At 61.7% G+C, this 14,004-nt stretch carries 14 protein-coding genes; all 14 read left to right on the top strand.

The genetic code is table 11. The features are described 5' to 3' along the window. The first annotated feature begins 116 nt into the window (after positions 1-116). The 14 genes from F8A90_RS17360 (at position 117) to glmS (ending at position 13,894) form a co-directional block, all read left to right on the top strand. Positions 117-884 (top strand): ParA family protein, encoded by a 768-nt coding sequence (locus F8A90_RS17360; RefSeq protein ID WP_043331702.1) that lies wholly within the window; start codon positions 117-119, stop codon positions 882-884. A gap of 18 nt (positions 885-902) precedes the next feature. Then, positions 903-1,850 (top strand): ParB/RepB/Spo0J family partition protein, encoded by a 948-nt coding sequence (locus F8A90_RS17355; RefSeq protein WP_043331703.1) that lies wholly within the window; start codon positions 903-905, stop codon positions 1,848-1,850. A gap of 405 nt (positions 1,851-2,255) precedes the next feature. Continuing rightward, complete coding sequence (locus F8A90_RS17350; RefSeq protein ID WP_043331819.1) at positions 2,256-2,660, top strand: ATP synthase subunit I; 405 nt, start codon at positions 2,256-2,258, stop codon at positions 2,658-2,660. A 9-nt stretch (positions 2,661-2,669) separates the two neighbouring features. Continuing rightward, positions 2,670-3,533, top strand: a complete 864-nt coding sequence (gene atpB, locus F8A90_RS17345; protein WP_043331706.1) for a F0F1 ATP synthase subunit A — start codon at positions 2,670-2,672, stop codon at positions 3,531-3,533. A gap of 101 nt (positions 3,534-3,634) precedes the next feature. Beyond that, positions 3,635-3,883, top strand: coding sequence for a F0F1 ATP synthase subunit C (gene atpE / locus F8A90_RS17340; RefSeq protein WP_011508579.1), 249 nt, complete (start codon positions 3,635-3,637; stop codon positions 3,881-3,883). Positions 3,884-3,947: 64 nt separating this feature from the next. Next, positions 3,948-4,418 carry a F0F1 ATP synthase subunit B gene (locus tag F8A90_RS17335; RefSeq protein WP_175088902.1) on the top strand — a complete coding sequence of 157 codons (471 nt, stop codon included), beginning with the start codon at positions 3,948-3,950 and terminating at the stop codon, positions 4,416-4,418. A gap of 13 nt (positions 4,419-4,431) precedes the next feature. Next, complete coding sequence (locus F8A90_RS17330) at positions 4,432-4,974, top strand: F0F1 ATP synthase subunit delta (protein WP_043331710.1); 543 nt, start codon at positions 4,432-4,434, stop codon at positions 4,972-4,974. Between the two features lie 16 nt (positions 4,975-4,990). Further along, positions 4,991-6,535 carry a F0F1 ATP synthase subunit alpha gene (gene atpA / locus F8A90_RS17325; protein WP_200018224.1) on the top strand — a complete coding sequence of 515 codons (1,545 nt, stop codon included), beginning with the start codon at positions 4,991-4,993 and terminating at the stop codon, positions 6,533-6,535. A gap of 67 nt (positions 6,536-6,602) precedes the next feature. Beyond that, complete coding sequence (atpG, locus tag F8A90_RS17320) at positions 6,603-7,469, top strand: F0F1 ATP synthase subunit gamma (protein WP_043331714.1); 867 nt, start codon at positions 6,603-6,605, stop codon at positions 7,467-7,469. 56 nt (positions 7,470-7,525) lie between these two features. Continuing rightward, positions 7,526-8,899: a F0F1 ATP synthase subunit beta gene (atpD, locus tag F8A90_RS17315; RefSeq protein ID WP_043331716.1), complete on the top strand. Its 1,374-nt coding sequence runs from the start codon at positions 7,526-7,528 to the stop codon at positions 8,897-8,899. A 29-nt stretch (positions 8,900-8,928) separates the two neighbouring features. Beyond that, positions 8,929-9,351 carry a F0F1 ATP synthase subunit epsilon gene (locus F8A90_RS17310; protein WP_200018222.1) on the top strand — a complete coding sequence of 141 codons (423 nt, stop codon included), beginning with the start codon at positions 8,929-8,931 and terminating at the stop codon, positions 9,349-9,351. A gap of 326 nt (positions 9,352-9,677) precedes the next feature. Next, positions 9,678-11,048, top strand: coding sequence for a bifunctional UDP-N-acetylglucosamine diphosphorylase/glucosamine-1-phosphate N-acetyltransferase GlmU (gene glmU / locus F8A90_RS17305; protein ID WP_200018220.1), 1,371 nt, complete (start codon positions 9,678-9,680; stop codon positions 11,046-11,048). Positions 11,049-11,255: 207 nt separating this feature from the next. Then, positions 11,256-12,035 (top strand): DeoR/GlpR family DNA-binding transcription regulator, encoded by a 780-nt coding sequence (locus F8A90_RS17300; RefSeq protein ID WP_043331724.1) that lies wholly within the window; start codon positions 11,256-11,258, stop codon positions 12,033-12,035. An 11-nt stretch (positions 12,036-12,046) separates the two neighbouring features. Further along, positions 12,047-13,894, top strand: a complete 1,848-nt coding sequence (gene glmS, locus F8A90_RS17295) for a glutamine--fructose-6-phosphate transaminase (isomerizing) (RefSeq protein WP_043331725.1) — start codon at positions 12,047-12,049, stop codon at positions 13,892-13,894. The last annotated feature ends 110 nt before the right edge of the window (positions 13,895-14,004 follow it).

Raw genomic sequence — 14,004 nt, 5'->3', positions numbered from 1 at the left:
CGGGCGCAAAAGGCAGGCAGCCTGATGTTTTCACGAGGGCAGATCATTGATCTGTCCTCGTGAGCATGCGGCTGGTGCCAATGGCCCCGCTTCTCAAGGAACCAAGGAAGTCGCTCGTGACCAAGATCATCGCGCTGACCAACCAGAAGGGTGGCGTCGGCAAGACCACCACTGCCGTCAATCTGGCGGCGTCGCTGGCGGCACTCGATCGCCGCGTTCTGCTGATCGATCTCGACCCGCAGGGCCATGCCACCATGGGCAGCGGCATCGACAAGCACGACCTCGAAGGCAGCGTGCTGGATGTGCTGCTGGGCGAGCTGCGTGCCAGTGACGTGATTCTCGATTGTCCCGATGCCGGCTACGCCCTGTTGCCCGGCAATGGCGACCTTACCGCCGCCGAGGTCGATCTTCTCGGTGTCGAGGGGCGTGAGCGCCGCCTCACGGAAGCTCTGGCGCCGATCGCCGCGGAATATGACGTGGTGCTGATCGACTGCCCGCCCTCGCTCAACATGTTGACCGTCAATGCCCTGACTGCCGCCCACGGCGTGCTGATCCCGCTGCAGTGCGAGTTCTATGCACTGGAAGGGCTGTCAGCGTTGCTCGATACCGTCGAGCAGATTCAAGGCAACGTGAATCCGGCCCTCGACGTGTTCGGGATCGTGCGTACCATGTACGACGCTCGCAACAGTCTGACCCGCGATGTCAGCAAGCAACTTTCCGATTACTTTGGCGATACCCTGATCAAGGCGACCATTCCGCGCAACGTGCGGGTGGCGGAAGCGCCGAGCCACGGTCTGCCGGTGACCAAGTATGCGCGTCTGTCGCGTGGCAGCCAGGCCTATCGGGTGCTCGCCAAGGAATTGATTCGTCGTCTCTCGCTGTAACTTCACCGAGGAAGGTCCATGACGCGTAAGCGTGCCCTGGGAAGGGGCCTGGATGCCCTGATTGGCGCCGGAAACCGCCGCCGCCATGTCGAAGCCGATATAGAAGCTGTCGATGGCGATGCCATCGATGCGTCACCGGATGCCGCGCTGGCCGCGAATCCGGCCGCTGCCACGGCGGAATTGCCCAGCGAGCGTCTCGAGCGCCTGCCGCTCGGGCAGCTGCAGCGTGGCAAGTATCAGCCACGGCGTGACATTCAGCCGGAAGCGCTCGAGGAGCTGGCGGATTCCATCCGGGCTCAGGGCGTGATGCAGCCCATCGTGGTGCGTCCGGTGGGGGAGGGGCGCTACGAGATCATCGCTGGCGAGCGCCGCTGGCGTGCCTCGCAGCTGGCGGAGCTGGATACCATCCCCGCTGTCGTCCGCGAAGGCATCAGCGATGAGATCGCGCTCGCGCTGGCATTGATCGAGAACATCCAGCGCGAGAACCTCAATCCGGTCGAGGAAGCGCTGGCGCTCAAGCGCCTGCTTGAGGAATTCGAGCTGACCCAGCAGCAGGTGGGCGACGCCGTCGGGCGTTCACGCGCCCAGGTCACCAACCTGCTGCGACTGCTGACGCTGGAACAGGAAGTGCAGACCCTGCTGGAGCGCGGTGAGCTCGACATGGGGCACGCGCGTGCCCTGATCGGTCTGACCCCGGCACGTCAGCGCAAGCTGGCCCATGAAGTGGTCGAGCGCGAGCTGACCGTGCGCCAGACCGAAGCGCTGGTGAAAAGCGTGCAGAAGGGTGAGCAGCCCAAGCCGGCACCGGCGCGACCGGACGCCGATATCCAGCGCCTGGAAACGCGCCTCTCGGAACAACTGGGTGCTGCCGTCAATATTCGGCACGGCAAGAGTGGCAAGGGCAAGGTCACCATCTCCTACACCAGTCTGGATGAGCTGGACGGCATTCTCGGCCATATCCACTAGTAGGCAAGCAGGGGAGGGCTGACCGCGCGTCACACCTCCCCGGGCGGCAATTTTCCGCGTGACGGATCACGATCCTCTTTCGCGCCCCTGTGACCCATTGTCGCAGGGGCGCGAAATGCATCTGACATTCAAGATATTGAAGGATGTTGCTGACGTCAGGTTGTGATTCATGCAACCCTGTGTCGCTCGCATCGCAAGCGACTGTCAACGTAAGCAAACTGTCATCGGTTTCCCGCAAGATAGTGAGGCTTTGGTCGTAAGCTTGCGAAAGATCAAGGAATTTAGCTTGTCGTTTGGTTGATGGCGGTGAAGCGCTCCCCTATAATCCGGCGAGTTTGCTCCCGGGCTGTGTCCAGCGCAGCGCCAGAAATGGCGAAGGCCATCATTGCGAGACACAGGTCCAAGATGCACAAGACGACACCCGCTGCTCTACAACGCCCTCAGGTGGCTCGATTGCTCTGGGGCCAGGCGCTGGTCATCGTGATTGCCGTCTTGCTGGCGGGGGTGATGAAAGGCAGTGGTGCGGCGCTTTCCGCGCTGTGTGGTGGGCTGGTCTGCCTGCTGCCCAATCTGTTTTTCGCCTGGCGTTCACTGCGTGTGACCGGTGCACGCTACGCCCAGGCAATGGTCAAGGCCTTCTATCAGGCCGAGGCCGGTAAGTTCGGTTTGACGGCCGTATTGTTTGCGTTCTTCTTCATTGCAGTGCCGCCCTCAAACCCCGCTTTATTTTTTTGCGCTTACGTGGCGGCAATGGCGGTTCACTGGCTGGGCCCCTGGCTGGTGAAGCGAACACCGTACACACGAACCTGAGGCAGAGTCATGGCAGGCACCAACCCGAGTCCCTCCGAATATATTCAGCACCACCTGCAGAATCTGACGTACGGCAACCACCCGGAACACGGATGGTCACTGGCGCACAGCGCTCAGGAAGCGGCCGACATGGGATTCTGGGCCATCCACCTGGATACCATGGGCTGGTCCATCGGTCTGGGCCTGATCTTCCTGTGCCTGTTCCGCAAGGTCGCCAAGTCCGCCACCACTGGCGTTCCCAGCGGTCTGCAGAACTTCGTCGAATTGATGGTCGAGTTCGTCGATCAGTCTGTGCGTGAGACCTTCCACGGTCGTTCACGCCTGATCGCGCCGCTGTCACTGACGATCTTCTGCTGGATCTTCCTGATGAACCTGATGGACTTGATCCCCGTCGACTGGCTGCCTGGCGTTGCTGCCAAGGTCGGTGAGATGTTCGGCGCCGATCCGGCTCACGTGTTCTTCAAGGTGGTGCCGTCCACTGACATCAATGCCACGCTGGGCATGTCACTGTCCGTGTTCGCGCTGATCATCTTCTATTCCATTCGCGTCAAGGGCCTCAAGGGCTTCCTGGCCGAACTGACGCTGCACCCGTTCAACACCCCGAACAAGCTGGCACAGATCGCGCTGATCCCGGTCAACTTCCTGCTTGAGTTCGTGACGCTGATCGCCAAGCCGATCTCTCTGGCGCTGCGTCTGTTCGGTAACATGTATGCAGGCGAGCTGATCTTCATCCTGATCTCGCTGGTCGGTATCTGGCAGCTGCCCCTGCACTTCCCGTGGGCGGTCTTCCATATCCTGGTCATCACCCTGCAGGCATTCATCTTCATGATGCTGACCATCGTCTACCTGAGCATGGCCAGCGAAGACCACTGATGCAATTCGCCCCACGCCATCCGTGGCGTGGGGCAAGATTTCCGAGCTCTGCTCACACCCTCAACCCTTGACTTAAACTTGACTAAAACTGGAGTTCCACAATGGAAGCACAAGTTCTTGGCATGACCGCTATCGCCGTCTCCCTGCTGATCGGCCTGGGCGCCCTGGGCACCGCCATCGGTTTCGGTATCCTCGGTGGCAAGTTCCTGGAAGGCGCAGCGCGTCAGCCGGAAATGATCCCGCAGCTGCAGGTCAAGATGTTCATCGTCGCTGGTCTGCTGGATGCCGTGACCATGATCGGTGTTGGTATCGCGCTGTTCTTCACCTTCGCCAACCCGTTTGTCGGTTAAACATCGGCTGGCCTTCGGCCTACCGTGTTTTTGACCCAACAATCGTGAAGCGAGAGGTGCTGGCGTGAATCTGAACTTAACCCTGATTGGTCAGGCCATCGCCTTTGCGGTCTTCGTTTATTTCTGCATGAAGTATGTCTGGCCGCCGGTCACACAAGCTCTGGCAGAACGTCAGAAGAAGATTGCAGATGGTCTGGATGCTGCCAGCCGTGCTACCCGTGACCTCGAACTGGCGCAGGAAAAAGCCACCGAGACTCTGCGGGAAAGCAAGGATGAAGCAGCACGCATCATTGAGCAGACCCATAAGCGCTCCAACCAGATGATCGAGGAAGCACGTGAAACTGCACGTGCGGAAGGCGAGCGTCTCGTTGCGCAGGCCCGTGCCGAAATCTCCCAGGAGATCAACCAGGCCAAGGACGAGCTCCGTGGCCAGGTCGCTGCTCTTGCAGTGATCGGCGCCGAGCGCATCCTGGAATCCTCCATCGACGAAGCCAAGCACCGCGAGCTGATTGACAAGCTCGCTGCCGAGCTCTGAGGAGACTGATTCCATGGCTGAAACGTCTACCTCCACCGCGGCTCGCCCGTACGCCAAGGCGGCGTTCGAGTTTGCACGCGGCCAGCAGGCGCTAGAGGCCTGGTCCGGCATGTTGTCGACAGCGGCGCTCGTCGCTGTCGACGCAAACGTCAAGGCGGTGCTCGACAACCCCAAGCTCTCCACCGAGCACAAGGTTGGCACCTTCCTGGACGTGTGCGGTGAGGCGCTGGATGACAGCGCCCGCAACTTCATCCGGACTCTCGGTGAGCAGGACCGCCTCGCGGCCCTGCCCTCCGTGGCCGAATTGTTCGAGGCCCAGAAGGCCGAGCAGGAACAGCGTGTCGAGGTGACCCTGGTGTCTGCCTTTGCACTGGAGAGTGAGCAGGAAGAAAAGCTCGCCACTGCCCTGCGCAAGCGTCTGAACCGCGACATCTCCATTACCACTCAGGTGGATAGTACGCTGCTCGGCGGCGTCATCATCCGTGCCGGAGATACCGTCATTGACGGCTCCGTGCGCGGCAAGCTGGCCCGGCTTTCCGAAGCACTGAACTCCTGAGTCCGAGGGACATGGCATGCAGCAACTGAATCCTTCCGAGATCAGCGACATCATCAAGCAGCGTATCGAAAAGCTTGACGTCGCATCCGAAGCCCGTAATCAGGGCACCATCGTCAGCGTCTCCGACGGCATCGTGCAGATCCACGGCCTCGCAGACGTCATGTTCGGTGAGATGATTGAATTCCCGGGTGGCGTCTTTGGTATGGCGCTCAACCTCGAGCGCGACAGCGTCGGTGCTGTCGTTCTGGGTGACTACCTCCAGCTCGAAGAGGGCATGACCGCGCAGTGCACCGGTCGTATCCTCGAAGTGCCGGTAGGCCCGGAAATGGTCGGCCGTGTGGTCGACGCGCTGGGTAACCCGATTGACGGCAAAGGCCCGATCGACGCCAAGCTGACTGACGCGGTTGAGAAGGTCGCTCCGGGCGTCATCGCCCGTGAGCCGGTCGACCAGCCGGTGCAGACAGGTCTGAAGTCCATCGATGCCATGGTGCCGATCGGCCGTGGTCAGCGCGAGCTGATCATCGGTGACCGTCAGATTGGTAAGTCTGCCATCGCGATTGATGCCATCATCAATCAGAAGGGCAAGGGCATTACCTGCGTCTACGTCGCCGTCGGCCAGAAGCAGTCCACCATTGCCAACGTCGTGCGCAAGCTCGAAGAGCACGGCGCGATGGAACACACCATCATCGTCGCTGCTGGCGCTTCCGACCCGGCTGCCATGCTGTTCCTGGCACCGTACGCCGGTTGCACCATGGGTGAGTACTTCCGCGACCGCGGTGAAGACGCGATGATCGTTTATGACGATCTGACCAAGCAGGCATGGGCGTATCGTCAGATCTCCCTGCTGCTCAAGCGTCCGCCGGGCCGTGAAGCCTACCCGGGTGACGTCTTCTATCTCCACTCCCGTCTGCTTGAGCGTTCCGCACGCGTCAACGCCGATTATGTCGAGCAGTTCACCAAGGGTGAAGTGAAAGGCAAGACCGGTTCCCTGACTGCGCTGCCGATCATCGAGACCCAGGGTGGCGACGTGTCTGCGTTCGTTCCGACCAACGTGATCTCCATCACCGACGGTCAGATCTTCCTCGAGACCAGCCTGTTCAACTCCGGTATCCGTCCGTCCATCAACGCGGGTCTGTCTGTTTCCCGTGTCGGTGGTGCTGCTCAGACCAAGATCATCAAGAAGTTGGGTGGTGGTGTGCGTCTGGCACTGGCTCAGTACCGTGAGCTGGCAGCTTTCTCCCAGTTCGCCTCCGATCTGGACGAAGCGACCCGCAAGCAGCTCGAGCATGGTCAGCGCGTCACCGAGCTGATGAAGCAGAAGCAGTACTCTCCGATGTCCGTGGCCGACATGGCGATCTCGCTGTTCGCGGCCAACGAAGGCTACCTGGACGACGTCGAAGTCGCCAAGGTGCTGGGCTTCGAGAAGGCGCTGCTGGACTTCATGCGCTCCGAGCACGCGGATCTTCTGGACAAGATCAATCAGTCCGGCGGCTACGATGACGAGATCAAGAATGGTCTCAAGGCTGGCGTCGAGAAGTTCAAGGCGACTCAAAGCTGGTAAGTGGCATGGCCCGGCCAGTCCGGGCCATGTCGTTTCCCTTCGGGTGGCATGAATAAGGCAGATCGCTATGGCAGCTGCAAAAGAGATTCGCTCCCAGATCGGGAGCATCAAAAATACGCAAAAGATCACCAGCGCCATGGAAATGGTGGCTGCGTCCAAGATGCGTAAAGCGCAGGATCGCATGGCGGCCAGCCAGCCTTATGCTCATCAGATCCGCAAGGTTGTAGGACACATCGCCCGGGCCAACCCGGAATATCGCCATCCGTATCTGATGGAACGCGATGTGAAGCGTGTCGGTTATATCGTGGTCTCCAGTGATCGCGGCCTGTGTGGTGGCCTGAACGCCAATCTGTTCAAGGCTGTCACCAAGCATGCGAAGAGCTGGCGCGACCAGGGTGTCGAGGTGGACTTCTGTGCCCTCGGCTCCAAGGCCGGTACCTTCTTCCGCAACTACGGTGGCAACCTGCTTGCCGCCAAGTCCGGTCTCGGGGATTCCCCGGGTACCCAGGATCTGATCGGTAGCGTCAAGGCCATGCTGGACGCATTCGACGAGGGCAGCCTCGACCGTCTGTATGTGGTGTTCAACGAGTTCGTCAACACCATGACGCAGAAGCCGGTCGTGCGTCAGCTGCTTCCTCTCGAAGCTGATCTGAATGACGAAGAAACCGGTCCCACTACATGGGACTACCTGTATGAGCCGGATGCCGTCTCGTTGCTCGACAAGCTGCTCAAGCGCTATGTCGAGGCCCAGGTCTACCAGGCCGTGGTCGAGAACATCGCCTGCGAACAGGCAGCGCGAATGATCGCAATGAAGAGTGCGACCGATAACGCCGGCGACCTGATCGACGACCTTCAGCTGGTCTACAACAAGGCCCGCCAGGCAGCGATCACTCAGGAAATCTCCGAGATCGTATCCGGTGCCGCCGCCGTCTGATGACAGCGTGGCAACAGGCAAGCAGGTTTCAATCGCAGGTTTAAGAGGAACCAGGAATGAGCGGACGTATCGTACAAATCATCGGCGCGGTGATTGACGTCGAGTTTCCGCGGGACGCAGTGCCCAAGGTCTACGACGCCCTGAACGTCGCCGATAGCGAGACCGTACTCGAAGTCCAGCAGCAGCTGGGCGACGGCGTGGTCCGTACTATCGCAATGGGTTCGACCGAAGGCCTCAAGCGCAGTCTCGCAGTTGAGAGCACCGGTGCTCCGATCTCCGTGCCGGTCGGCACGGCGACTCTGGGTCGCATCATGAACGTGCTGGGTCAGCCGATCGACGAAGCTGGCGACGTGGGTGCTGAAGAGCACATGCCGATCCACCGTGCAGCCCCGAGCTTCGCGGAACAGGCAGCGTCCAACGAGCTTCTGGAAACCGGCATCAAGGTCATCGACCTGGTCTGCCCGTTCGCCAAGGGCGGCAAGGTCGGTCTGTTCGGCGGCGCCGGTGTCGGCAAGACCGTCAACATGATGGAGCTGATCCGCAACATCGCCACCGAGCACAGCGGTTATTCCGTGTTCGCGGGCGTGGGTGAGCGTACTCGTGAAGGTAACGATTTCTTCCACGAAATGAAGGAATCCAACGTTCTCGACAAGGTTGCCCTGGTCTATGGCCAGATGAACGAGCCGCCGGGTAACCGTCTGCGCGTGGCACTGACCGGCCTGACCATCGCCGAGAAGTTCCGTGACGAAGGTCGTGACGTTCTGCTGTTCGTCGACAACATCTATCGTTACACCCTGGCGGGGACCGAAGTGTCCGCACTGCTGGGTCGTATGCCGTCCGCGGTAGGTTATCAGCCGACTCTGGCGGAAGAGATGGGCGTCCTGCAGGAACGCATCACTTCTACCAAGACTGGCTCGATCACTTCCGTGCAGGCCGTCTACGTCCCCGCGGATGACTTGACCGATCCGTCTCCGGCGACCACCTTCTCGCACCTTGACGCGACTGTCGTACTGTCCCGTCAGATTGCCGAGCTGGGTATCTATCCGGCCGTCGACCCGCTCGACTCCACCTCTCGTCAGCTCGACCCGCTGGTCGTTGGCGAAGAGCACTACAACACTGCCCGTAACGTTCAGGGTGTGTTGCAGCGCTACAAGGAGCTGAAAGACATCATCGCCATCCTCGGGATGGACGAGCTGTCTGACGAAGACAAGCAGACCGTGGCACGTGCGCGCAAGATCCAGCGCTTCCTGTCACAGCCGTTCTTCGTTGCGGAAATCTTCACCGGCGCGCCGGGCAAGTACGTGTCCCTCAAGGACACCATCCGCGGCTTCCAGGGTATCCTGGACGGCGAATATGACGCACTGCCGGAGCAGGCGTTCTACATGGTCGGCACCATCGACGAAGCTGTCGAGAAAGCCAAGGGCATGTAATTTCCCTGTTCAGGCATGAGGAAACAGGTATGGCTATGAGCGTCCATTGCGACATCGTCAGCGCTGAGAAAGGCATCTTTTCCGGCCTGGTCGAGCGTCTCGTGGCTGCCGGCAGCGAAGGTGACCTCGGCATCATGCCGGGTCACGCTCCGCTGCTGACCGAGCTGCAACCCGGCCCGATTCGCGTTCAGCGTCAGGGTGGGGCCGAGGAAATCTACTACGTCAGTGGCGGATTCCTCGAAGTGCAGCCGAACCTCGTTTCAGTCCTCGCCGACACCGCAGTACGTGCCGACGATCTGGATGAGGCAGCAGCCCAGGAAGCCAAGGAAGTGGCCTTGAAGGCCATGAACGAACAGGCTTCCGAACTGGAATACTCACGCGCCACGGCCGAACTGGCCGAGGCGATGGCCAAGCTGCGCACCGTGCAGCAGATGCGTCGTCACACGCGCTGAGATGCACTGGGCCATGACGGCCAGTGACAGGAAAGAGGCGACCTTCGGGTCGCCTTTTTTTGTGCTCATCACCCGGGAATGGACAGTCTTGCCGCTGGGGTAGCCTGGCGCGATTCAAGGTTGAGCGTGCTCATCCGTCAGCACCTTGAGCGCTGAGCCGCTTGGCTGAGAGCCCTTGCGGGAGCACTGATACTTTCTCGGGTCTGTTCTCGGCGACAGTCCCGTGGGTAAACCTCGTCACTGGCAGGTCACGGATCAGCTGCTATCATGGCGCCACTATTTTAGGGCTTCAGGTATGAAGACCCGCTTTCTACAGGAGTTCACCGATGAGCAGCGCAGAGCGTACCGACGTCGTCATTCTTGCCGCAGGCCAGGGCACCCGGATGCGTTCCAAATTGCCGAAGGTGCTGCACCCGCTGGCAGGCAAGGCGATGGTGCGTCATGTGGTTGACACCGCTGCAGGCCTGGACGGTGCGCATCTGAATGTCGTCATCGGTCATGGTGGCGAGCGTGTGCAGCAGCAGCTGGCCGATACCGGTGCCAGCTTCGCGGTGCAGGCAGAGCAGAAGGGCACCGGCCATGCCGTGGCCCAGTCACTGGACGCCATCGGTGATGGCAAGGTGCTGATCCTGTATGGCGATGTGCCGCTGATTCGTCGTGAGACCCTCGAGGCGCTGCTGTCCGAAGTCAGTGAGCAGACCCTGGGCCTGCTGACGGTGATCCTGGAAGACCCGACAGGCTATGGCCGTATCGTGCGTGACGCCGAGGGTCGCGTCAGCGCCATCGTCGAGCACAAGGATGCCACGCCGGAGCAGCTGGCCATCCAGGAAGGCAACACCGGTATCCTCGCCACCACCGGTGCCCAGCTCAAGCGCTGGCTGCCGGCGCTGTCCGCCGACAATGCCCAGGGCGAGTACTACCTGACCGACATCATCGCCATGGCGGCCAGCGAAGGCGTCAACATCGCCACCGCCCAGCCGGCGGCGGTCGAGGAAGTGCAGGGCGTCAACAACCGCCTGCAGCTGGCCGATCTCGAGCGTGCCTTCCAGCGTCGTGAGGCTAACCGCCTGATGACCGAAGGTGCCAGCCTGGCCGATCCGTCACGCATCGACGTGCGCGGCAATCTGACCATCGGCACTGACATCAGCATCGATGTGGGCTGCATCTTCGAAGGCGACGTCACCCTGGCGGATGATGTGGTCATCGGCGCCCACTGCGTGATCCGCAATGCCACCATCGGGGCCGGCGCCAACATCGCGCCGCACAGCGTCATCGACGGCGCCGTGCTGGAAGGTGACAACAACGTCGGCCCGTTCGCGCGTCTGCGTCCGGGCACCGAACTGGCGCGTGGCGCACGCATCGGCAACTTCGTCGAGACCAAGAATGCCCAGGTTGGCGTGAATGCCAAGATCAATCACCTGAGCTATGTCGGCGACGCGACCCTCGGTGAGGCGGTCAATGTCGGCGCCGGCACCATCACCTGCAACTACGATGGTGCCAACAAGTTCCGCACCGAAATCGGCGCCAATGCCTTCATCGGCTCCAACTCGGCGCTGGTGGCACCGCTCAAGATCGGTGCCGGTGCCACCGTGGGCGCCGGCTCTACCTTGAGCCGCGATGTCGCCGAGGGCGCGCTGAGCGTGGCGCGTGGCAAGCGTATCGACAAGCCGGAATGGCCGCGTCCGACCAAGAAGTGATCGGCAGCAGTGGTAGCGATGCCTGCCCTTGAGGGGGATGAGCATCACAGACGGGGAGTCACCGACAGGTGTCTCCCCGTTTTTCGTCACGGCAGATTGTGCTGGACGGCCTGCCGGGAGTGAATCGTCTCATCCCCTATCGTCTTTCACTTGATGTTTCGATTTATCTCTCTTATCTTTCGGTTCGAAACTTTATGGGGGTCCCCGATGTCAAAGCGACTGACACCACAACGGCGTCACCAGATCCTTGATCAGCTGGCGCGTGACGGTGAGGTCAGTGTCGAGGCACTGGCGCGGGAGCTTGCCACCTCGGAGGTCACCATCCGCAAGGACCTGGCCTTCCTCGAGAAGAGTGGCCTGCTGCTCAGACGCTATGGCGGTGCCGTGGCCATGCCGCGTGAGCTGCTGGTGCATGACGAGCCGGTCAGCGCCGCCAAGCAGGCCATCGCCCGCCTCGCCGCGAGCCGTATCCGCGCGCACCAGCGCATCATCATCGACAGCGGCACCACCACGGTGGTGTTGATCCCTGAGCTCAAGGGGCGGGATGACCTGATCGTGATGACCAACTCGCTGAGCGTGGCCAATGCCATCCGCGAGCTGGAAAACGAGCCGGTGCTGCTGATGACCGGCGGCACCTGGGACCCGCACTCCGATTCCTTCCAGGGTCAGGTGGCGGAGCAGGTACTGCGCAGCTATGACTTTGATCAGGTATTTCTCGGCGCGGATGGTCTCGATCTCGAGCGTGGCACCACCACCTTCAACGAGCTGATCGGCCTGTCGCGCGTGATGGCCGAGGTGTCGCGTGAAGTGGTGGTGATGGCGGAATCCCACAAGCTGGGCCGCCGCATTCCCAACCTGGAGCTGGCCTGGTCCAGCGTCAGTACCCTGATAACCGATGACGCGTTGCCTGATGCTGCGCGTGACCAGATTCGTGCTCATGGCGTCGAGGTGTTGATCGCCCCGCTCATCGAGCCAGCAACTGCATAAGGAGATCGCTCATGTGTGGCATCGTCGGCGCCGTCGCCAGTCGTAACGTCCAGAACATCCTGCTCGAGGGCCTGCACCGCCTCGAATACCGTGGTTATGACAGCGCGGGCATGGCCGTCCTCTCCGAAGAAGGCCGCCTGAATCGCGTGCGTGCGCTGGGCAAGGTCGGGGCGCTGCAGAGCCGCCTCGAGGAAGCCCCGCTCAAGGGCCGTGTCGGCATCGCACACACCCGCTGGGCCACCCATGGCGCGCCGAGCGAAGCCAATGCCCACCCGCACCAGTCCGGCGACAGCCTGGCCGTGGTCCACAACGGCATCATCGAGAACTATGAGACCCTCAAGCGCGAGCTGGAAGGTCAGGGCTACGTCTTCACCTCCGAGACGGACACCGAGGTGGTCGCTCACCTGCTGGCGCGTGAATACACCCTGAGTCAGGACCTGCTGACCGCGGTGCAGAAGGCCGTGGCGCTGCTCGATGGCGCCTTCGCGCTGGGCGTGGTGCATCGTGCCCAGCCGGACGTGCTGATCGGCGCGCGTCAGGGCAGCCCGCTGGTGATCGGTGTCGGGATCGACGAGCACTTCCTGGCCTCCGATCAGCTGGCGCTGCTGCAGGTCACCGATCGCTTCATCTACCTGAAGGAAGGCGATCTGGTGCGCATGACCGCCGAGCAGATCGAGATCTTCGAGCAGGGCGAGCGTCTGGTCACCGAGGCCAACGAGCGTCCGGTCCAGACCTTCGAGCACGCGCAGGATGCCGCTTCCAAGGGCGATTACCGTCACTTCATGCTCAAGGAAATCCACGAGCAGTCGCGTGTGCTGGCCGCCACGCTGGAAGGCCGCCTGAACGGTGATCACGTGCTGGTGCGCAGCTTCGGCAGCGAGGCGGAAAACCTCTTCCGTCAGGTCAAGCAGGTGCAGATCGTCGCCTGTGGTACCAGCTACCACGCCGGCATGGTCGCGCGTTACTGGATCGAGCGTCTGGCCGGTATTCCGGCGGCGGTCGAGGTCGCCTCCGAGTTCCGCTACCGTCCGGTGGTGGTCGCCGATGGCACCCTGTTCGTCACTCTGTCCCAGTCCGGCGAGACCGCCGATACGCTGTCCGCGCTGCGCTATGCCCAGTCATTGGGTGGCTTCCTCGGCAGCCTGGCGATCTGCAACGTCCCGGGCAGCTCGCTGGTGCGGGAATCAGACCTCAGCCTGATGACCATGGCCGGCCCGGAAATCGGCGTCGCCTCCACCAAGGCCTTCACCACCCAGCTGGTCGGCCTGATGCTGCTGACACTGTCGCTGCGTCGTGTGCGTGGCGGTGATGAGGCCGGTGAAGCCGAAGTGGTGCGCGAGCTGCGTCAGCTGCCGTCGCTGGTCACCAAGGCGCTGGCCATGGACAGCGAGATCGAGCGTCTCTCCGAGGCCTTCGCTGACAAGCACAATGCCCTGTTCCTCGGACGTGGCACCCAGTTCCCCATCGCACTGGAAGGCGCGCTCAAGCTAAAGGAAATCTCCTACATCCACGCCGAAGCCTATCCGGCGGGCGAGCTGAAACACGGCCCGCTGGCACTGGTGGATGCCGACATGCCGGTAGTGGCGGTGGCGCCGAACGACGAGCTGCTCGAGAAGCTCAAGTCGAACCTGCAGGAAGTGCGCGCGCGTGGCGGCGAGCTTTACGTGTTCGCTGACGAGAACATCAGCCTTGAAGAGAGCGAAGGCGTGCGCGTGCTGCGCATGCCGCATGTCAGCGAGGTGCTGGCGCCGATCCTCTACACCCTGCCGCTGCAGCTGCTGTCCTATCACGTCGCCGTGCTCAAGGGCACCGATGTCGATCAGCCGCGCAACCTGGCCAAGAGTGTCACGGTCGAGTGATTTTCGATGCAAGACTGCTGCGTCGTGTCTGGCGCAGCACTGGATGAGCTCAGTCTCATTACGCCAACGGCAGCCTCAGGGCTGCCGTTTTTGGTATCCTGTGCGCCTGC

It is taken from the genome of Cobetia sp. cqz5-12, from assembly GCF_016495405.1.
In the GTDB taxonomy this organism is placed as follows: Bacteria; Pseudomonadota; Gammaproteobacteria; order Pseudomonadales; family Halomonadaceae; genus Cobetia.
The sequence above is the reverse complement of the archived record's forward strand: the minus strand, read 5'-3'. Positions and strand labels throughout refer to the sequence as shown.